Genomic DNA, 20,725 nt, shown 5'->3' with positions numbered 1-20,725 from the left:
ACGCACACAAACAAGTAAAGGTAGGTAAATAGTTTGCCAGTTCTTTCTATTCTAGCTCTACGGGAGGTCTGAACGTAAGTTCATGAACAACCACATCATTTGGGGTTGTTAGTAGTTGAGCAATCATTGTTGCAACACTTTCAGGCTGCATATATTGTGGGCGCTCTTGATCTCTAAATCCAGTATTTGTGCCACCAGGGTACGCTGCCGTCACTTTTATCCCGTAAGGCTGAGCTTCTTTCATCAACACATTACTTAATCCAGCAAAACCTTGCTTCATGGCAGTGTAGATACCCATGGTTTCGTTGCTACGTTTAGCTACGGTACTGACAACATTGATTATGTAACCATTGTTATTCGAAACCATATCCTTCATCGCTTCTCTGCACAAAATGTAAGGCGCACGAAGGTTTATTGCATACTGCTGTTCGAACTCTTCAAGAGTGGAATTCATAATTTCACACTTACGAGAGTTCATACCGGCGTTGTTGATCAATACATCGATACTACCTAGCGCTTCTTTAGCCGTTTGATATAGCTCTGCAACACATGCAGCTTGACTAAGATCGAAGCTTTGCCCAAAACACCCTGTTTCGCTCATTAATGCTTGTAGTTCTCGGTCATCACGACCTGTCGCGAAAACTTGATATCCCTTTTTACATAAGTCGATGACTAATGCTCGGCCAATGCCTTTTGTTGCACCTGTAATTAGTGCCGTTTTGTAATTCATTTATTTTCCCATTAGCAAGCGTAAAAACAGTCGTTATCATAACGAACGCTTGTATATAACACCTTGACGTTTAACCTAATATGAACAGTAATCACGAATTATCTAAACTCTTTCATACTAAAAAGGGCTAGCATTGCTAACCCTTTGTAAAAATTGAACTGATACCTTAAATGCTTTCTCGCTCAGCAAGATAAGCTTCATGCTGTTCGATGATCATTTCTTTAGTGAGGTCTGGGCAAGTGGGCCTATTTACTGGAATTGGACTATTAAAATCATCAACCCAAGTACCATCTATAATTAGCTCACGAATATGGGGTGGATACTCACACTCGGCCTCTTGATAGTAATCACCTTTAACAATGTTGAGTTCAATTTCTGCGTCGTCCGGAATCGTGTCAAAGTCCATGAAAACACCAAGTCTTGGTGTCGTAGAGCATGAGTAGGCAGAGCTCAATCTCTCAACTTTCCTTGGTGTGTCACGAACTATCCTTCCACAATTTGTCGTTATCACTTCATTAGGAAACGTGTAGTATTTTTGACCATATTCAACCGCATTTGGGTTAAAAGGACTATCACCCTTAAATCTAAATAATGCACTATTGCTGGTCATATAGTCTGTTTGATACGTTAACACGACATCGACAACATAGTATTTGCACTTATCTCGATAGCTATGATCAATCTCTGTTGGTACAGGGATCTCAAACCTAAACTGTATACCGTCATCACTAACCCAAGGTTTTGATTTTACGCTCTTATTTTGAGATGTCGTTCTTCCACTCCCCGAACCGATGCTACGTCTTTGGCACTTTTCAGTTCGCGTCACTAATAAAGTATACATTAGCAGGTCCATATCAGCTGGTTTCGTGCCATGAAATGCTAATGTTCTATTAGGAATGAAATGTACATCTGAGTTTTTAAAGTCTTGTGATGTAAAGGTGGATTGGGTATAGCTTATTTTTTTGCAGCCTAACAGAGTTAATATAATTAACCCTGCCAATGTTGGATGTCTTAGAGATTTAATCATACCCACTGATTATATCCTTTAAGCCTTAACTCTTTTCCAAATAGAAAATACTTTCATTAGCTAAACACCAAAGTGTTTTGATATAAGAACTGAAACTACAAACATAATAACAGAGTAAAACCACATAGAATTTAACGACATTATTAGTTTGAACTTCCAAGAGTTAGTCTTTGCTCTTTTCTTAATAAAAGGAAATGCGATACAGTAATCCAGAAAACGAGAGCTTATCGCATACGGAGACATATGGAATGGGTTGGAGTGCAAAGTTTTGGTGTCTTTAGCCAATTGTTCATCTAAAAAAAGAATGTGTTTGCTGTCCCCTAACGAGGCTCTGATAGCTAGAATCAAAGGAGGAACAAACCAAATCACCGCATATAATCCGGAGATTGTTCTAAAAATCACAAGAAGTTGTATAGTTAGTTCACTCATTATTCAAATACCTCAGAAATAGGCTCTAACAAGTACTCATGCACGATATCACCAAATACTTTACCGCCTGTCGCGCCAACAGTTCCACCAATTGCTCCCCCTACTACAACTCCCGTAATTGTTGCGATAGCAATAACGGGGGCTGATGCTGCAGCTCCAACTACACCTACTGCAAGCGCCACCCCAGCAACTGCCCCCTTAGATCCCCCAAAAATACCAAAGCCAAAGCCAGCAATTTCTCTAGTAGTTGTTTTACCACAGTTGCCACTTCCGTCAATGTTGCATGCTTCATAAATATTTTTCATACCACTAGCTGCACCTAACGTAATCCCAACGTATCCGACTTGCCTTGAAGTTGTGATTCCAAGTGCCACATTTGCCATTCTTTTTCCTAAGTTCGGAACAAAACCCTTGGCAATTATCTGATCTGCGTTATGAATTACTGATTTAGTTGATAGTTTCAAATTGCGCTTGACCTGTTTATAAGCGGGTATTTTGATGCTCTTTTTAGAAAGAGCTGAAAATGAACCATCTAATTTTTTCAATAGCAATGTTCGTTTTTGAAAGAACGCGTTGTGATTGACATACCCTACAGTTTGTCGCTTGCTAACATGACTTACATATAAGTCGTTTATTTCTTTTAAAATATTATTAATATTAGTTAAATGGTGAATTGTCCCAGAGGCAGCGGCTCCGACCCCTATTGAAGCATAAGAGTAATAATCGTTTGGCAATCCATTTTCTTTATATACATCGATTGCGTTATTAGCTAAATGGTCAAATAACTCAAAGAAATTATTAGCTGTTGCGACTTCATCATCAGTAAGCTTACCAAGCTCAATACTTGCAGCCAATGCTTCTTCTTGTAACTCAATTAGATCTTTTTCTTCTTTCGCACTTCTAGGCTTTACAGTCGGTAATATTACAATCTCTCCTTGTCGAACTGGATCGTTTAGATGTGAGTTTGTTTCTTTAACAAGAGCCTGTTGCTTCGCTGAAGTATCATCAGTAAAAAGTTCTGCCCATAGCGAATCTAAAGGCCGGGTAACTTCATTTTGCATCCAACCAAGATGGAAAGCTAATGGCTCTTCTACATCTAAAGTTTTTTTGGTGTTCACAGGCAACTTTACTTCGTAGACTTCTGCGGATGTTGTAGCGTTAACCGGTTTCACGACCATAACGTTTGAGCGTTCATTAATAAAAAGACTGCTCTTATCTTTAAGCAACGTTATGATCTCATCGGTGTATTCTGGTAACTTTCTTGTCCATTGCTGAATCGTATCAATATGAGCAGGGTACACCTCGCCGGAAAGATAGTCGTAGTTAAGTTGGCCAGCGTACGACTGCATAGAAGACAAACGCTCTTTTATTTTTTCAAGCCATCCACTTATCCAAGTATTTACTTGGTGTTTCATTACGTCCCAACCGTAACAACTTAGATACTTTATTGGGTTGCCTTTCCCTTGGAGGCGCATGAAAGCGAAGTAATCATCTGCGGTATGACCTTCAGAAAGGAATAACAACGATGCTAATAACTCGCCTTCATCTAGTGCATGTGGTAAGGCTTCATACATAAATGCTTGAAGCTCAATAGAATCAGGTTCTTCTAGGCAATTTATTAACGCCGAAGATAGTTCAGATATACTAAATGACGGATGGCGATACTCTAAGTACGATTGTGTTTCTAATAACACCAGCTCTTCAAAATCGTTACTTGAAGATAAAGAAGGTGACATCACTCCCCAAACTGGTGCATCGTGAGACATTTTTTTAGGAAGCCAGAATGGCTGCTTTTCCTTTGATGCTAGTTCAAAAAAACTTGGTTCATCAATGACACGACAATGTACGTTAGCTTGTCTTTGAGTTTGTATTACATAATCGTCATCAGATTCATAGACTTTAATAAACAGAGCACCACTTTGTAAACCAGGAACTTCTCCAACACCTGTATCGTTTATACGACCTGAAGAGATGATGCCTTCATCCTCGTCGAGAACATCAAAATTCGAGTTTTTTAACAGCTCACCATCTGGATAATGACATGATATATAGACAGTAAACGTCCCTACTTGGTCTTCGGTCACTACCACTGATGGATTCTGAACGCCACCCAAACACATTGTATTGGCTTCGTTCATTGTCATTTGGTCAGAGAGTCGGCACACTCCAAGGCCTTCGATTTTTACTGTAGGTGATGAGGATATGAATTCAGCCTCTCCTTGAATGGTTCCAGAGCTAACGCCTTTTTTATCTCCGCCTTCATCACCTGTACTGGTAGAGAACGTTGAGCCATGAATTGCAATAGAGTTGCCTCCATCTGCAGTAACAGTAGTGGTTCCCCCTGCAAGGTCTGAAGACTTTGCGCTGTTTTGATAGGAGATATCGACAGTTGATTTACCTACTGAGGTTTTGCACACATCAGGTAGCGTTGCATTAGCTTCACCACCAGAACCTTGGTGAACGACACTAAGGCCATTCGCACATACTGTTACACTCATAGCTCATCCAATTTGAGATTCGAAGATACATAATAAGGGAAAACACGTCACACTATCTATCTGATTTAATAGCTAAAATGAAGAATTCGCCCGTTATACTCTCGCTTGTTATAATTTTGGGCTCAGCATCTCTTTTTTAAATCGAGTTATTGATATACCGCTAATAATTGTTGGAACTGAACATCGATGACAAGGTACGTTGCCCCGTACATTACGGCAAAAATTAGCGCACTAACCCCGATGATCAATTTAGGTGGAATTACCTTTTTAAGCGGGTTTCTCAAGTATTTTGCTTTGAGGTTAACTAAAGGCAATTTTTCTTGTTCAGCGAGCCTTTCATCTCTGACCAAACGGTAAATCGTATTGCCGATTTCCGAAAGCTTTTCGTTACCTCTCTCTTCTCTTCCGTAACGGCCTTTAAAGCCCAATTGAAGAAGTAGGTACAGAAACTCAATAACATGGCGATACTTTCGTGGGTCCGATTTAAGACGTTCTAATATTGTGAAAAATTTATCACCACCGGATGTCTCGTTGTGAAACTCTGAAAGTAAGCTGTTTTGTGCCCAGTGACTATTCGCGCCCCACTCTTGTCGGCAAACCGCTTCATCAAGTGCTGCGCACAAACAATAACGAATTACGAGTACTGACGCTCGATCAACCTCCATTTCACCTAACTTACGCTCACCCTTTCGTATTTCTCGCGCGACTTGTTCTCTAAAAGGCGCAGGATCATCAAGCCAAGGAATGGAAGACATGCACGATAAGCTGGCAATTAACCATGTAAACTGGTCAACTAATGGGTTTACCCCAATACTTTCAATATTGAGTTCTTGAACCGCAATGTTTCTAGAGAGATCAGGAGCAGGCATAACCTCCATCGGTTTGCCGGGCTCTGGTTGAAACAGTACAACTGTGACATCACTTTCAGCGTAACTCATAACCTAACAGCCCATAATTGAAGTGATAAGTTGGCAAATTCACCGGCAACATGAACGGCAATAGCAGCAGAATTAGAAAGCGCCGCCCATTCTTCGCATGACTTATCAAGCTCGAAATAGGTATAGCCTGCATGATAGGGTAACGCTCTTGGCACAACTGGCATTGGCTTAATCTCAATACCCGGTAGCTGCAAGTTTATTAGGTCTCGAATGCTATCAATCGAGCCAATCTTAGTTTGGCTAACAAATTGAGTGTGTAGTACATCAAGTGTGACGTCTGCTTTAACAGCCAAGATAAAGGTAGTTGTGTCGATAATCTTTGGATCCGGGATTGCGGCTGTACTGATTCCAAAGCTCTGTTCCTTCAACGTTAATGGAATCGCCCTCTGCTCCGACATCACACTTAACGTTACTCTTGTAGCATCCAATGTTTGACTTAGGCAATTGGTTAAATCACCGTGGTTATATTTGACAAACTCTTGTGGTCTACGCTGAGAAGTACATAGTGTCGATAGCTCACCTTCCGCTTGAATCAACACCCTGTAAAACTCTTCAGGATGTACACCTTCTACGCTCGCGAAATGCCAAAAGAGCGGCTCATATCGGTTTAGCGTTTGTAATAGCATAAAATCGGATACTGTCGACACGCCCTGTTGGTCTACTACACCTAAACGTTGAACGATAGATTCCGCCCTATGCTTTAACATGGCTGCAAACTCAGTAGCAAATTTGCTCAACACTTCAGATGCATGTATATCTACACAGCTCGGAATAAAACTGTCATCGAGAATAACGCCTCCGTCTGGTTTTACTTCTGAAATCTTTAAAATTGGGATTGAAGTAAATGCACTCTTGTCTTCATGGTCGTACATCAAACAAAAATTAAGCTTACCCACCACAATACTTGCCATGTCTTCACTGTCATAACAAGCGTCTACAGCCTCTTCTTGTCCTAGAGAATATCGGGCCCCATCTTTATTCGTTCCGAAAAGCTCTGAACGCTCAGAAGGTAGTGGACAACATAGATAAACGACTTTGTCCGCATAGGAAGGATCTACGTCTTTAATTTCAGGTAAATCCGCTAGCAATGGTAGTTCAAAGGGAGTTCTATCACGTAGTATCCCTGTTACATTCGTTACCCCAATTTTGCCGAGCGACAGTAATTCTGTGTTCAGTCCAATACGTTTAATTCCCCAATAAAGTGGAGATGTATTGGAAATCAACATGCTAGATAATTTACCCTGAGAACGGTCAAGCTGTTGAAAATGCTGTGGTTTCATGAACATGCCGTCTTGCCATACGACCGGGTTGTATAAAGACATAATCGATATTCCTTAAAAATAAGTCTGTTCAATGCCACGCGTGGTATTGGTGCTCAACTCACTACCTTCCAAATTTAAACGTAGAAAGTACTCACTTTTCTCTTCTATAACTTCAACCTTACGCCACGACGATCCGTTTATATCGCGAAAAGCGACAGAAAATCCGAGCGCTCTTGTCGATGTATCTAATTCAATGTATTCATGAATTTTATCGCCAGGTTGAAGTTGGTATTCGTAGCGTTTTAAATATTCATCACCGAGTGAGTCTTTGTCATTTTCAAACAGAGCAAAGAAATCAAGGTTTCGAAACAACACTGGGGAACTCAGTTCATGAATTCGTAAGATGACAGGGGACGACTGCCCTCCTTCTCTCACGTTTAACACTGGTGATGCTTCGATAATCAGTTCAATAGAGGATGTTTTAGGCGTTAATCCTGTCGATTCTTTAAACTGATCCCACATGGCGCAGCCGTTAAGAGTTATTACAAAAAAGATAGGTATTAAATAATTACGCATGTTCACCCTTTAAAATATCTTGGTAGCTTTGTTTGATCTTGTTTTTCGTGGCGTCGCTATGTAGATCTCGACACGAGTCGTCATAAAAATCGTTATACGCATTCCACAATTTCCCCTTCGTTATAAAACGAGAATTCTTTTCCATCTCGCTCGCAAAACTTTGAGGGTTTTGAATCTTCATTTGGTGACTAAATGCGTTGTTAATGGCTAGGTCGAAGGTTGATTTATGTTCTTCCAACTCATCAAGCATCTGTTCAACTAATTCTTGAGGAGTCAAAAGTTTTTGCTGACTTAAGGTAAACATCAGCATGGCAAAGTCTGTTTCTGATGTACTCGATTGGAAATCGCCTTTTAAGTTTTCTACTTCATGCAAGTCACTCTGAAGTTTATTAATACATAGACGTAAGCATTGACCCATCTGGGTAAACAATTCGGTGTCGACTTGTCCAATTTCAATCGAGCTGAGGCCTAAACCTTGTAAGAATGCATGACTTTTATCACATTCAGATTGGTTCAACGTTCGCTCAGGGCTTACCTGCGGTTTGAGTTGAGCATTAGTTTGCTCTGGCTTTAGATTTGATTTCGAACCCGAGACTGCCGGTTCAAATGAACGAGTAACTTCTTCCCAATGCGGTATTTTTTGCTCTTGTACGTCGATTGATTCTTTTTGTTTGGCTTGAGATTCACAGTCTTGGGTAGAGTGGTGAACGGCCTCTTCGGGCTTAACGTAACTTTCTATTTGGCTAGGCCTTGCTGGATCATGGGGAGATTGTTCCTGAGCTAAGAATGATTCTTGGTTATTTTCCACTATTTCAGTATTGTTCGATTCATTTGTTGACTCGCCAGCCATCCAATCGGCTGGTATTAAACTAGGCGCGTCAAATTCAGACTGCACACTTAATCCGTCATCCACCATTTGACGCTGATTTTTCATCAGTTCGGGTATTAGGCTGTTTTCATTCTGGACTCTAATTAAGGCGTCATCTTCATTTTGCATAGTAAACTTGAGGTGCGCTACGGGATCGTCGCTATCGACATCATCAACTTTTGTCTCTATAAACAGGTCTTCTAATGCGCCAGTTTTTCTATCTTCTTGAATAGCGACGTCACCAAGACTTGATAAAGGGTCAATTGAGTTTCTTTCTGGAGCGATGTCCATTGCAATATCAGCTGTGCTTTCCGCCTTTTCAAAAGACGCTGATATTTCGTATTGACCAAGCGTAATTGTGTCGCCATCAAATAGTGATACTGGCTGGTTTTTTAACGATTTTTCGCCATTGATCAAGGTCCCATTTGTACTCACATCGCTAATATAAAAGCTTTCGCCGTAGACACTTATCAAGCAATGCGTTCCAGAAATGAAACGGTTTAAGTCAGATAACGGTACAGTACAGCCTGGGTTTCTACCTATAGAACCACCGGTTTCTGGCATCTCAATATGTTTTGATCCTGTGTACTCCTCTGGACACTTAGTAATAAACAAGATCAGCTGATTGGTATTCATTTTGGCCTCTAAAATAGCAGAGATACAGAGAGTTCGATTCCACCTAGCCCATCGTTATAAACGGGTAGGATGTACGAAACTTGAGGAATTATTTGCAAATGCGCATCAGGATTGCTTCCCAATTTAATTACACTTCCTACAGTAGCGACAAGTCCCACTTCAAATTGGCTCTTGTCGTCTAATTGAAGACCATATTTATAACCTTCATCGTCAACCTCCCAGCGGTTACCGTATTGCGTGTAAGCGGTGGACAGTCCCGCTCCCACGTAAGGAGTGAACACTGACCAAGTAGCTACAGCATACTGAGGGACGAGCCTAAATTCGTAGTTGGTGACTTCTTCATACACACCATTAGCTGGCGCTTCTACCGCGTCATCAAGATAATTGAAACCAAACCACCAACGCCAGCGATTATTGTTTTCATCTATAGGTCTAGTGTGCACAAAACCATAACGAAGAATATCTGCTTCTCCACTTCGGCCTTCTGGGTACTCGACACTATCAATACTGAGTAAATTAACAGACCCACCATAGCGAAGTCCTTTCGCATTTATTGGAGCGGATAAAACACATAAAACCAGAGCCATTTGGAGAAAACCAAATATCTTCATAATACTTCCTCGGAAAAATAAGTCCTTTTTCAACCATAGGAAGATACCAACAAAATACCTATTTTCAACATCCAACCATGTTAGGAATTAAAATAATGCTTTATGACTACCAACATTTTCAATATGACTATAAATATAGTTTAAATATATTCATCAAAATCTAAGGTAAGTTAATTCCATTTATATAAACGATGCAACAAAAATATATCTACATTGAAAATTGATACTTTAGTTCAAGTTAACCAAAACTTCTCATTAGTTAAGCGACAAACACAAAATTACCTTAATGAATGCCATCCTGCAAAATATCACGCCGAGCTATGTTACTGATTTTAACATACCGTTAAATAAGGTTTTTATAGAGATTCGGAGGGTAAGAAGCAACTTATGCTGATAGATCTATCATAATATAACTTAAATGTAATACTAGACTCACAAGGTATAGTTTGAACTGTATCCCAAATAGTTAATATTCAATAATAAAGGGAGTTTTTGCTCTTTAATTAGTTCATTTTAATTATAGAATCCCAAGACATCTTAGTCCTAATGCTTATTACTAAAACAATAAACACACATTACAAAGCATTCTTAAACGTCAGTGGGATATTAATATTCATGTACTTTTCAGACTTTACAAGGCGCCCTATTGAAGAAGGGAATCCATGTGGTGTAATACCTAATAACCTCGATGATTTTGACGAAATAAAACGCCAAATAAACAATATCAGTAAGGTCACCGGTCGTGTGTCCTGGAAGAAAGTTCAAACACTCTCTAAGTCGATATTAATGAAGCATAGTAAAGATTTTCGTTGTAGTTGCTATTACACGGTTGCTGCAGCTCACAATGATGGTCTTAAAGGGTTTGTTGAAGGTCTTAACTCAATATTAGATTTATGTGTAGTCTACTGGTTCAACGCTTACCCAGAACACTCAAAGAAAAATGCTCGTATCGGATCGCTCGAATGGTTGGTCGAACATTCTGAAAAAAGAATAAAACTATTCAAAGTCACAAACGACGATTTACCGCTAATCGAAGCTGGTCATCAAATATGTTTACGTATTGAAGAAGAGATGAGGTTTCACTATGGAGCTAAATCCCCATCTCTTTCTGCGATAAGACGTATATTCAGAGTTTGGACAGATGATCTCCGTGAGCAAACAACAAAGAAAGAACAGAAAGAGCAAGAGAAGAAGCGCGTAGTACAGCAGGTTAATGTAGTAAAACCTAAACCAAGTATAACCGTCGATGTCTCTCCTAAAAAAATGTCTACACCACAACAAACTGAAACGACAAATAAAGTAAATATAAACCCACATATATGGAAGTTAATGCTAAGTGCCAGCATAGTTGCAGCTTTGGTCCTTGTTCATTACGCAGCAGACTACTATGAAACCTCTAGTCTTAGAAATCGAATTAATGAAGCCTCCGTCACACAGTTAGCAGCAATATCTAACGAGCTAATAAGTGCAACGAAGCAAGCTAAAGACACAGCTCAGGTTCCTCTAATAACTAAGCTCGATGAATTGGTGCTCAATTGGGCTGCACGTCCTGAGTCCATTGTACAAATAGTCGAACTTAATCAAGTATCAAAGAATCTTCTTACACTTTATCCAGATTCCTCACCGGTAAAGCTATTAAATCAAAACTTAATTAAACAGAAGAAAACACTTGAAGAGGAGTATTTATCACTGCAGCGACGCTTCTCGAATGCTAGAACCGCAATAGCAAATGTGAACACAAAAAATGACAGTGAAGATGTGGCACTGGCCTATCGGTATAGCAACTCACTTTTCCCTTTATTAGGCCGAATTGAGTATGCCGAAAACAACAATGAACTCGAAGAGATAGATAAGTCTATTCAACTACTTAATGTTTATCTCTACAAGTTAACGCAGCTTCAGAATGGCGTAGAACAACACGTTGAAACAATACAATAACAACTAGAAATTAGGCTTATGTTTAAGAAACTTATAAAGAACCCCGTGTTCTTATCAACATTGATATTGGTAACCATTTCGTTAGCGTTGGTATTCATTCAACTCTTTTGGTTTAGCGAAAAGAGCAAGCTTTTGCTTTGGGTAGCTCTATCCGCAATTGGGTTGGGTTACCTAGCTTATCTGACGTCACTGTGGGTTAAGAAACGCAGATACAACAAGCTTCAGCATATAGAAACAGAAAATGAAGCACTATCAACTGTCATACGACCATTGCTATTTGACGGTGGTTCCAAACCGATATATCTACTACTAGGTAACAAATCTGCAGGTAAGGTTCAGTTTCTTACGAACTCAAGTGCGATTAAGCCTAAAGATAAAAATCACACCGTTAAAAATGATTTCTTTGAATGGTACGAGTCAGATTCAGCCGTTTATATCAAACCAGACCACCGTTTGGTATTTCAAGAGGTATCCAGTGCAGACGCAGGACTGTGGGATACGTTTATTAACGAGTTAATTCGCCATAAACCGCGTAAACCGCTTGCGGGTTGCCTACTCTTCTTGGATTTTGAGTTCTTAATTGTTCATGAAAAAGAGCAAGTTGATTATACGTTAACTGCATTGACTGAACGACTAACAAGCGTAGGTGAGAAAACTAAATCTGCTCTTCCGATCTATTTGATGATGAGTAAACTGGATAAACTTGAAGGGTTTAGAGAGTACATTCAATTTAGTCCGCTCAAGTCTAATGTTGAATTCTTGTCTATTCCACTGAAAGACTCTAAGGGAGCCATCGTCAATTACTGTTCTGATAGCTACCAAAACCTAATTAGGGTTCTTGAAGCCAACGCCTTAGATGCGTCGTCTCAATCCAACGATGTCAACGAAAAACAAGCGATACTCTCATTCCCTAAACAGTTTGAGTTATGCCAAGCAGAGGTATGTGCTGTTGTTGCTCGACTCAATGAAGCCAATCAAGGAATGTATTGTCTTGACTTAAGAGAGATATTTTTCGGCTCTAGTCTGCAAGGTGGTCGTAAATACAACCTTCTAGCAAAAAGCTGCAGCAACTATTTTAACTTACCAATTATCGCTTCGGAACACACTCACCTAACGGAAACCCCCTACTTCACGCGTTTCTTAATGGAATCTCAAGTGTTACCTGAAGCGGATTTTGCAGGCGAAAACAAAACCTACCTAAAACTTATACAAAGAAGGAGTCGACTGGCACTTCTCTTCTCTGTAACCATTTTAATGGGCGGCGGCTATTTCCTTGTAAAAGCCCTAGAAAGCAATTTACGTGTTATTGATCAACTCATCAGTGTTGAAGATGATGACGGGCTAACAACGACCTCAGCGGCTTTTGAAACTCAGTTGATTACCGCAATTCATCGTATTCAGCCAATCTACAATGCATGGATTGATGGTAATTCAGCGCTAGATGAAGAATTCGTTTCAATGAAGGTCAGCCGATTAGAACCAGCGACAAAACTCGCTTATGACGTATTGATTAAAGAAATAAACGAACAGCTCATGCCAGTCATCGAGCTTGGCTATCGAATTCAATTAGCACAGAATCAAAATGAATTAAAAAAGTCGCTCCCTCTACTAAAAGGCTACTTAATGTTAAGAGAGCCATCTAAACGAGAGATCGCTTTTTTAAAGAAGCAAACTCTGTTTACGTTGCAAGACTTAAGTAGTGAGACTTATGCCGTTAACGCATCCATGGAGTTTCTAGATGCATACTTCAGAACAACGTTTGAACCCGTACAGATCAGTATGGACCTTGTGCGAGCAACAAGACGCTCATTGTTAGCAAACTCTAATGTTGACCTAGTTTATCAACAGCTGCTTCAGCAAGCCGACGACATAGACCTTGGAACACTTGACCTGCAACGCGCAGTAGGCTTCGATTTCAATAATATATTCATTGACGACTTTGAACCACAAACGCTTGAAATTGGAAATGTTTATACGTCGACAGGTTTTAGCACCTTCTACCGTCCAAATGTCGACTTACTCTCTACCCAAGTTATTTCAGACAATTGGGTGTTAGGCCTGTCAAACCACGTTGAACCTACGCAGCAAGAACAAGATGTATTCAAAGACCAAGTAAGGAAAAAATACACTGACGATTACATTAATTATTGGAGAAACACATTAAGTGAATTGAAGATAAGAAAATACAGTAACGTAGGCGAATTAACTAACGCGATAGATTTAATTTCTGGTCCCTCTTCACCGATGACGACTATCTTGAATCAAGTCCATGTCAATACGCACTTCGCTCCACTTGGTGATCGCGCTAGCTTACTCAGTAACCTTAACCCACAAGTTTCTGGCGCTATAGAAGCTGTAAAGGGTTTAGCTGAAGAAACGATTCAGCCCGATTACGTCTTTATGCAAAGTGTGCAACAAGCATTTCGCCACTTAAATCAACTTCAAATTAATGAAACACCAAACACCCCTACTCCGTGGGAGGAAATTGTTACTGCTCTAAATCGATTACGCACGTACATGAAAGACATCGCTGACGCCCCTGATTCACAGATGGCAGCCCTCAATGCAGCGAAGACTCGTATGAGTAGCTCAGAGTCTGATCCTATTATTCGACTTAGACAAATTGCTCAAAAATCACCGGAACCAGTAAGAAGCTGGCTACTTGATATCGTTAATCAAAGCTGGTCTGTCATGATTGCAGAGTCTACAAAGGGTATCCAAACGCAATGGACAAGCGATATCTACAGTAAGTTCAGTGAAATTGGCTTAAATCGCTATCCATTTGATTTAACTTCGGCTGACGAAATATCGTTAGAAGACTTTGAACTTCTTTTCTCGCAAGGCGGCATATTGGATCGCTTTATCCAAGATAACTTCTCACCATTTTACGATACGAACTTGTGGACACCACGGCGTATCGACGGTGAAGTCTTGGCATTATCGCCAGAACTGTTAGTTCAACTAAGAAACTACAACGTAATTAGAGATACTTTGATAAGTAAAAGCACAAACCGATTCCATATTCCGTTTAGTGCCAACGTTTTAGACTTAGATTCAAGTGCCATAAGAGCAACGGTCCAAGTCGCGGATTCTAGTATCAGTTACTACCATGGCCCTAGCCGAGTACAAGAGCTTCAGTGGCCACCGCAAAGTGGTGATTTTAACGTTGCTATCACTATTCAAGATGTTACCGATGAAGGTAAGCAACATGTTCTAAATAAAACAGGTCAATGGGCCGTTTATAGACTCTTAGGTGAATCGACATTAACCAATACTCATAACGGAAGTTTCACCAGTGATGTCAAAGTCTCAGGTCGAGATCTAAGTTTACGAATTACACCATTAACTCAAAGAAATCCTTTTACTTTAGGTGAACTTTTTAACTTTACAATTCCAGAATCGATACAGTTATAACCAATATACCAACAAGAAAAATTAACGCAGGGCACAAACATGATTGCTAATATGAATTTACAAGGCTTAGACAAGTTAGACCGTAAAATCCTGTCTAACTTACTGTCTAACGGCCGTGAGTCGATCGCTAACTTATCGCGTAACATTGGGTTGTCGCGAACCGCTATTGCAGAGCGCATTAATCGACTAGAAAAAACCGGTATAATTAAAGGTTATACCGCGCAAATACGCATAGAGAACGAAGGCAGAAATGCATCAAGCTACCTACTTATCTCTTGTGAAAAAGGAAAGAAGAACGAAGTGATTAACTCACTCAAGGAGTTTCCTGAAGTTCGAGCGACCAGCATCGTTGGTGGTACTTACGATATTATTGCTCTAATTGAAGCGCCGGACTTACAATCTATCCATCATATTTCAAATGAAATCGAATCTTTCAACGGAATACGCTCGTTGAATACGACAGTTGTGTTGCACCAACCAATTCGTCGATAGAATTGATAGAGGAACCTCTTTCATAAGCCATGAATATTAATCCCCTAGTAGGCTCGTCTACCGGGGGGTTGTTTATATCTCGCCAATGACTTTAATCTGAGCATCTTTCTTGGTTGGTTTCCCTAACCACATAGTATGTCCCAATACATTCCCATCCCCTTTCCCTAACTCATTTGTAGGGATCGTATCTAAATCTACAGATAATTTTAAATCCCAAGCCATTGGATCACGTAAAATGAATTTCATCAGCTCCAATAGCGTATTATATAGCTCACCACCCTTAGAGAACTTGTTGTATTGTTCAAAGCTTAGCTGACTAATAACAAGGTTAAACTTACCCGTAAGATCAGATATGCTCTGGCCGAGGTGTAGGTTCCCACCTAGAATGCAGTTACTACGATTTAATTGATTTCTTTGGCACTCACTAATGTTCACTCGGCGATGGATCCATTCTTCAACTTCCACATGAGACAATGAAAAATAATGACTTACTATCCCGGAGATTAGCTTAGGTGAACGTGTTCTAGTTGATAGTTGGTTGGTATACGACAATAATTTAGCGCGATCTAAATTGTAGACTTTCGTTTCTTGGATCGAATCAGACAACCCAGCTAAGTGTAATAATTTACCCGAAAAATCGTCTTTGGCGTCACTTTGGTATTGGACGTGATAACGGTATTTTTTCCAAACACGGTAAACCATCGACAGATATCGATTATGGAAAAAATCAAAAAAATCTTTTACCGGATTATCATTGGGATCTCGACCCGCCAGCTTTTCTGTATAGGAAACCGGCAATGGTGAACTACTACCATGCAACCCTAAAAAGTTAACCTCGATACGAGTATAAGTATTTCCATCTCGTTCAAAACGAGTGATGGATTCCATATCGCTTTTCGGAAAGCTCAGCTTCGGGGAAACCGTGAAAGTAATCGTTTCTTGATGAAAGTACTTGTTTTTGTCTAAGGCAACGTACTCACTTTCATCACTGTACTGATAATGTTTTTCTAACAGCGAGACCGCTTGAAAAAAGCTGAATTCATGCGAATGTTCAACAAGTTGTTTAATCATAATACGGTTTGTTGCCCCGGCAAGCTGTCCCACCTGTACTCTTCACCTGTATTCTGGTCAAACACGTGAAGTTCAGTAAATGAGTTCACGCTCGAGTAAAGACGGATGAATTCGTTTAGTACACTGGTTAACAAGTACATATCCCCTTCATTAACGAAGAAACTTGAATCAACCTTAATACTAAATTGATTCCCTCTCACTGAAACACCTCGAAATAATCTATCGATAGGTTTTAGACTTGAGTCCTTAATACCATCGAGTCGATGTAAAGAAGCTCGGTGTGCCTGGCGATCAACCCGAGAATGAAAATCGTAAGTTGACAGTAAAACCTTGAGCACATCAATGTTAGCAAGTGACAGGTAGTTGAGTGACATATTTGCAATCAATTGCCACTGGAGTTCACCGTTAACCTGCGGGCTGACCGATTGAGTGGGTTTGGTTATATTTTGAAACGTAGCGAACGTAGGCGATTTATGCGTTGTATAAGTTATGTCTCCTACCGACAAGCGTTCGGCTAGATCACTATTACTGCATAACAATTTTGTCAGCACCGTCTCTGTACCCAAGTCAGCAATATCACTATTGTGAGAATGAAATGAGATGTGTCTTTCTAAACCTCTATTGCTCACTCTTGGCGCCACACTCGTTTTATAAAAGTTTTGTTTATCTCGTTGATTAATTTGATGTTCGAACGACTCAAACTCAATCAATTCTTTTTTTCGTCTCTCGTTTTTACTCCAGCTTTCCACCTTTTCAATTAGATAGACTTCGTAGTGATCTTGATTCTTGGTTTGTGGCCGAACTCGGTATTCATTTCTTCGATGCTCAAGACGAATAGGATCACCGTCTTTCTTAAACAAGTTAACCGCTGGTGTACAATGAAGACGAAAGTGTTTGTCCTTAACAATAACTTCAGAAGGTAGCGCTCGATTAAAGTGAAACGTGACGTTAAGACTCGTTCTTTGAGGAACGCCTTTCAACCACTCTAAACCCGATAAATCAAAGAACATGAACTTTTCTGGTAGTGAAAAGTACTCTTGTAGCAAACGGTAACCAGAAAATGAGTTATCGGCGTACGGTAATATCGCTTGATTCTCACTATAACCAACTGGGTTTACATGCTCGGTACTTAAACGTTGTTTATAGCCTCCACCTAGATCCAATTCTACATAATCTAGATACCTGAATAACCAAAGAAAGAGTGTTCGAGTAACGTGAATCTCTCCATTCAAATGAAAACGTAACGTATCCAATTTTATCCTTGAGAGATCCGCTCCATAATCGGCGGCAAGAGCAACCGAAACTGAAGTATTACTTCGACTGTTTGATTGATCAACCTTGGTAATATGAATAGGGTATAGATCGACATCATAACAAGTTTGAAAAAGACATTGCGTTGATTCAACTTGCTCGCTGGCCATTTCTGCGCCGCGTTTTACCGTCGTTTTTTCCGTCACGCTCCCTGAATGCGGTTTTAATTCCGTGATGCACATAGAGGGAATAGAACGCATATAGTGAGGCCATAAAAGCGTCATCAACGATTGAGTTAGCTCTGGCAGCTCATCGTCAATTTTTTCACGTATTCGCCCAGTTAGAAAGGCAAAACCTTCAAGCAGACGTTCTACATCTGGGTCGTATGAACCTTCAGCTAAGAAATTGGTTAATTTAGGATTGTATTTCGCAAACTCACTTCCCGACTCTCTTAAGTAGGTTAGCTCGTCTTGAAAGTATTTACTGCTGCTCACAATGCTCTCCTACTAAACGTTAAACTGACCATCAGTACCCATATAAACATCAATGGCCATTGGTACTTTTCCACCGTTATGAAACACTTCTCCGCAAATACCAAAGCCTAGATTTAATGCGTTATGTTCATCTTCTCGATAATTCACTTCGATGTTACGTAGACGAGGTTCGAACCTCTCGATGGTTGAATGGATATTTTTTTGAATATGGCGAACTAGGTTGTTGTTCGTCGATAAAACGTCATTAAAATCAGGTAATCCATAATCACCATCAATCATGGCATTACCTGAGTGGGTATTAAGAAGATCCGCAAGGTGGATTCGAACAGACTCAATTAGATCGTGGTGTGAAACCACTTTTTCATAGCTGCGCTTTGGTTCACCTAATTCAATCCGCTCTAAGAAGCGATAACCTTTTTCCATAATATACTCGTAAAAGAGCAGTAAGCTCATCACTTACTGCTCATGCTAACTCATGTTTTATTGGTCTAGTTTTCCAACTAGTGACAAGTCAAAACTTGCGCCCATGTACTTAAAGTGTGGACGAACAGACATAGATACCTTGTACCAACCTGGGTCGCCTTCAACGTCAGATACTTCCACTTTTGCTGCACGTAAAGGTCGACGACCACGTACTTCTGCAGGTGGGTTTTCCTGATCCGAAACGTATTGACGAATCCACTTATTAAGCTCAGTTTCTAAATCAGCACGCTCTTTCCAAGAACCAATCTGTTCTCTTTGTAGCACTTTTATGTAGTGAGCCAAACGGTTGATAATGAACATATAAGGCAGTTGAGTACCTAGCTTATAGTTCATTTCAGCCTGCTTCCCTTCCGGCGTATTTGGGAACACCTTAGGGATTTGTACAGAGTTTGCAGAGAAGAATGATGCATTGTCTGAGCCTTTACGCATCGTTAGTGCGATAAAGCCTTCTTCTGCTAATTCATATTCTCGGCGATCTGAAACTAAAATCTCTGTCGGGATCTTCGTTTCGATCTGCCCCATCGATTCGTAGTTGTATACCGGTAAATCAGTTACTGCACCGCCACTTTGTGGGCCGATGATGTTCGGACACCAGCGATACTTAGAAAATGACTCACTGATCTTAGATGCCATTGCATACGCAGAGTTACCCCATAGGAAGTTCTTATGGTCTTCAGTTACGGCCTCGTCGTAGTCAAAAGCTTTTATTGGGTTATCCGCTACAGAATATGGCGTACGTAACATGAATCGAGAGGTACATAAACCAACGTAACGTGCGTCTTCATGTTCACGGAAACCACGCCATTTCGTATACTGTGGCCCTTCAAATACGGATTTCAAATCTTTTAAATTTGGTAGCTCTTCGTAGCTGTCTAAACCAAAGAATTTTGAAGATGCAGAAGTAATAAATGGCGCATGCGACATAGCCCCAACATTACCCATGTATTCCATCAACTTAATATCCGGTGACGACGCTGACAGTTGGTAATCACAGATAACAGCACCAACAGGTTTACCACCAAATTGACCGTATTCACGCGTATAAATTTGCTTATACAGCCCAGATTTAACAACTTCAGGTGCGTCTTCAAAATCGTCTAATACTTCATCTTTCTTCGCTGAAATAAGCTCGATTTGAATGTTTTCACGAAAGTCCGTGTGGTCAACAAGATACTTTAGGCCACGCCAAGTCGACTCAATCGCTTGAACGTCTTCATTATGCAGAATCGCGTCCACTTGCTTAGAAAGCTTTTGATCGATCTCAGAGATCATTAAATCAACTAAAGATTGATCGACCTTAGTGGTTGCTGAGTTACTTAATAGCTCACCAATAAATGCTTCTACGCCGCGTTTCGCTACATCAAAACCCTCATCCGAAGGCTTCATTCTTGTTTCGTTTAATATACTATCTAATAGTGAGCCTGAATCTGCGATTACCGCCGCTTGTTCAGGAGCTTGTGCTTCAACCGTCATGGTATCCCTTACTCCGCGTTTTCTTCTTGGTCAGTGCCAATGCTTAGTTCATCCAGTAACTTTTTGCGTGCTTCTTCGTCTTGAAGAACAGAAGCAATCTTCTTGCGAAACGATGGTACGTTACCTAACGGGCCTTTAAGCGCTACAAGTGCTTCTCTCAATTCCAACAATCCGTTTAGCTCAGGCACATTTTTCGCGATGGTTTCTGGCGAAAAGTCTTTCATGTTGTTGAACGTTAAGTCGACACCAAGTTGAGCACCCTCTTCTTCAGAAAGTCGGTTCTCTACGTTCACTTTAACGTTTGGAGAGTAACCCTCTAATACTTCGTTAAAGTTGTCTTTATCGATATTGATCGGGGTACGTTCTTCAATCGGTGTTTCGTCAGCACGAGCTGTAAAATCACCTACAACCATCATGCTCAGCGGCAGTTCTACGTCTTCTTGCGCATCACCAGTTGCTGGAACATAACGGATATTAATTCGCTCTTTGGGAGCAACCGAGCCATCACGTGACATAATTAGTTCCTTATCTAAT

16 protein-coding genes are annotated in these 20,725 nt (G+C 40.3%); 3 read left to right on the top strand and 13 right to left on the bottom strand.

What is annotated here, in order from left to right; all coding sequences use genetic code 11:
* Positions 1 to 46 precede the first annotated feature (46 nt).
* The 8 genes from L4C54_RS11775 to L4C54_RS11740 form a co-directional block, all read right to left on the bottom strand.
* Positions 47 to 730, bottom strand: coding sequence for an SDR family oxidoreductase (locus L4C54_RS11775; RefSeq protein ID WP_428808343.1), 684 nt, complete (start codon positions 728 to 730; stop codon positions 47 to 49).
* Positions 731 to 896: 166 nt separating this feature from the next.
* Positions 897 to 1,571 (bottom strand): hypothetical protein, encoded by a 675-nt coding sequence (locus tag L4C54_RS11770; RefSeq protein WP_428808342.1) that lies wholly within the window; start codon positions 1,569 to 1,571, stop codon positions 897 to 899.
* Positions 1,572 to 2,185: 614 nt separating this feature from the next.
* On the bottom strand, positions 2,186 to 4,684 hold the full coding sequence (locus tag L4C54_RS11765) for a DUF4150 domain-containing protein (protein ID WP_428808341.1): 2,499 nt from the start codon (positions 4,682 to 4,684) through the stop codon (positions 2,186 to 2,188).
* A 146-nt stretch (positions 4,685 to 4,830) separates the two neighbouring features.
* Entirely contained in the window at positions 4,831 to 5,622 is a 792-nt protein-coding gene (gene icmH, locus L4C54_RS11760) for a type IVB secretion system protein IcmH/DotU (protein WP_428808340.1), read from the bottom strand.
* Positions 5,619 to 6,944, bottom strand: coding sequence for a type VI secretion system baseplate subunit TssK (gene tssK / locus L4C54_RS11755; protein WP_428808339.1), 1,326 nt, complete (start codon positions 6,942 to 6,944; stop codon positions 5,619 to 5,621). The genes icmH and tssK overlap by 4 nt, the downstream gene beginning before the upstream one ends.
* A gap of 12 nt (positions 6,945 to 6,956) precedes the next feature.
* Positions 6,957 to 7,460: a type VI secretion system lipoprotein TssJ gene (gene tssJ / locus L4C54_RS11750; RefSeq protein WP_428808338.1), complete on the bottom strand. Its 504-nt coding sequence runs from the start codon at positions 7,458 to 7,460 to the stop codon at positions 6,957 to 6,959.
* Complete coding sequence (locus L4C54_RS11745; RefSeq protein ID WP_428808337.1) at positions 7,453 to 8,964, bottom strand: type VI secretion system-associated FHA domain protein; 1,512 nt, start codon at positions 8,962 to 8,964, stop codon at positions 7,453 to 7,455. The genes tssJ and L4C54_RS11745 overlap by 8 nt, the downstream gene beginning before the upstream one ends.
* An 8-nt stretch (positions 8,965 to 8,972) precedes the next feature.
* The gene (locus tag L4C54_RS11740; protein WP_428808336.1) at positions 8,973 to 9,575 is read right to left on the bottom strand and encodes a hypothetical protein; all 603 of its coding nucleotides are present in this window, start codon (positions 9,573 to 9,575) and stop codon (positions 8,973 to 8,975) included.
* 615 nt (positions 9,576 to 10,190) lie between these two features.
* Between L4C54_RS11740 and L4C54_RS11735 the strand changes: the two genes are divergently transcribed.
* Genes L4C54_RS11735 through L4C54_RS11725 form a run of 3 tightly spaced genes read left to right on the top strand, consistent with a single transcriptional unit; the run spans position 10,191 to position 15,419 of the window.
* A complete protein-coding gene (locus L4C54_RS11735) occupies positions 10,191 to 11,513 on the top strand; it encodes a type VI secretion system ImpA family N-terminal domain-containing protein (protein ID WP_428808335.1) in 1,323 nt (440 codons plus the stop codon).
* Positions 11,514 to 11,531: 18 nt separating this feature from the next.
* On the top strand, positions 11,532 to 14,927 hold the full coding sequence (gene tssM / locus L4C54_RS11730) for a type VI secretion system membrane subunit TssM (RefSeq protein WP_428808334.1): 3,396 nt from the start codon (positions 11,532 to 11,534) through the stop codon (positions 14,925 to 14,927).
* Between the two features lie 39 nt (positions 14,928 to 14,966).
* A complete protein-coding gene (locus L4C54_RS11725) occupies positions 14,967 to 15,419 on the top strand; it encodes an Lrp/AsnC family transcriptional regulator (protein WP_428808333.1) in 453 nt (150 codons plus the stop codon).
* Between the two features lie 72 nt (positions 15,420 to 15,491).
* On the opposite strand, the gene tssG is transcribed toward L4C54_RS11725, so the two are convergent.
* Genes tssG through tssB form a run of 5 tightly spaced genes read right to left on the bottom strand, consistent with a single transcriptional unit; the run spans position 15,492 to position 20,706 of the window.
* Positions 15,492 to 16,490, bottom strand: coding sequence for a type VI secretion system baseplate subunit TssG (gene tssG / locus L4C54_RS11720; protein WP_428808575.1), 999 nt, complete (start codon positions 16,488 to 16,490; stop codon positions 15,492 to 15,494).
* The gene (gene tssF / locus L4C54_RS11715; RefSeq protein WP_428808332.1) at positions 16,487 to 18,235 is read right to left on the bottom strand and encodes a type VI secretion system baseplate subunit TssF; all 1,749 of its coding nucleotides are present in this window, start codon (positions 18,233 to 18,235) and stop codon (positions 16,487 to 16,489) included. The genes tssG and tssF overlap by 4 nt, the downstream gene beginning before the upstream one ends.
* Before the next feature lie 12 nt (positions 18,236 to 18,247).
* On the bottom strand, positions 18,248 to 18,658 hold the full coding sequence (gene tssE, locus L4C54_RS11710) for a type VI secretion system baseplate subunit TssE (RefSeq protein ID WP_428808331.1): 411 nt from the start codon (positions 18,656 to 18,658) through the stop codon (positions 18,248 to 18,250).
* 57 nt (positions 18,659 to 18,715) lie between these two features.
* A complete protein-coding gene (tssC, locus tag L4C54_RS11705; RefSeq protein WP_428808330.1) occupies positions 18,716 to 20,191 on the bottom strand; it encodes a type VI secretion system contractile sheath large subunit in 1,476 nt (491 codons plus the stop codon).
* An 8-nt stretch (positions 20,192 to 20,199) separates the two neighbouring features.
* Positions 20,200 to 20,706: a type VI secretion system contractile sheath small subunit gene (gene tssB / locus L4C54_RS11700; protein ID WP_428808329.1), complete on the bottom strand. Its 507-nt coding sequence runs from the start codon at positions 20,704 to 20,706 to the stop codon at positions 20,200 to 20,202.
* Positions 20,707 to 20,725 lie beyond the last annotated feature (19 nt).

The organism is Vibrio lamellibrachiae, from assembly GCF_050337265.1.
Lineage (GTDB): Bacteria > Pseudomonadota > Gammaproteobacteria > Enterobacterales > Vibrionaceae > Vibrio > Vibrio kyushuensis.
Note: the sequence above shows the minus strand (reverse complement) of the source record. Positions and strands in the feature narration are given on the sequence as shown.

Bases quoted from the DNA above. Each gene is read 5' to 3' on its own strand.
- L4C54_RS11775 (WP_428808343.1), bottom strand. From the start codon at position 730: ATGAATTACAAAACGGCACTAATTACAGGTGCAACAAAAGGCATTGGC.
- L4C54_RS11770 (WP_428808342.1), bottom strand. From the start codon at position 1,571: ATGTATACTTTATTAGTGACGCGAACTGAAAAGTGCCAAAGACGTAGC.
- L4C54_RS11765 (WP_428808341.1), bottom strand. From the start codon at position 4,684: ATGAGTGTAACAGTATGTGCGAATGGCCTTAGTGTCGTTCACCAAGGT.
- icmH (WP_428808340.1), bottom strand. From the start codon at position 5,622: ATGAGTTACGCTGAAAGTGATGTCACAGTTGTACTGTTTCAACCAGAG.
- tssK (WP_428808339.1), bottom strand. From the start codon at position 6,944: ATGTCTTTATACAACCCGGTCGTATGGCAAGACGGCATGTTCATGAAA.
- tssJ (WP_428808338.1), bottom strand. From the start codon at position 7,460: ATGCGTAATTATTTAATACCTATCTTTTTTGTAATAACTCTTAACGGC.
- L4C54_RS11745 (WP_428808337.1), bottom strand. From the start codon at position 8,964: ATGAATACCAATCAGCTGATCTTGTTTATTACTAAGTGTCCAGAGGAG.
- L4C54_RS11740 (WP_428808336.1), bottom strand. From the start codon at position 9,575: ATGAAGATATTTGGTTTTCTCCAAATGGCTCTGGTTTTATGTGTTTTA.
- L4C54_RS11735 (WP_428808335.1), top strand. From the start codon at position 10,191: ATGTACTTTTCAGACTTTACAAGGCGCCCTATTGAAGAAGGGAATCCA.
- tssM (WP_428808334.1), top strand. From the start codon at position 11,532: ATGTTTAAGAAACTTATAAAGAACCCCGTGTTCTTATCAACATTGATA.
- L4C54_RS11725 (WP_428808333.1), top strand. From the start codon at position 14,967: ATGATTGCTAATATGAATTTACAAGGCTTAGACAAGTTAGACCGTAAA.
- tssG (WP_428808575.1), bottom strand. From the start codon at position 16,490: ATGATTAAACAACTTGTTGAACATTCGCATGAATTCAGCTTTTTTCAA.
- tssE (WP_428808331.1), bottom strand. From the start codon at position 18,658: ATGGAAAAAGGTTATCGCTTCTTAGAGCGGATTGAATTAGGTGAACCA.
- tssC (WP_428808330.1), bottom strand. From the start codon at position 20,191: ATGACGGTTGAAGCACAAGCTCCTGAACAAGCGGCGGTAATCGCAGAT.
- tssB (WP_428808329.1), bottom strand. From the start codon at position 20,706: ATGTCACGTGATGGCTCGGTTGCTCCCAAAGAGCGAATTAATATCCGT.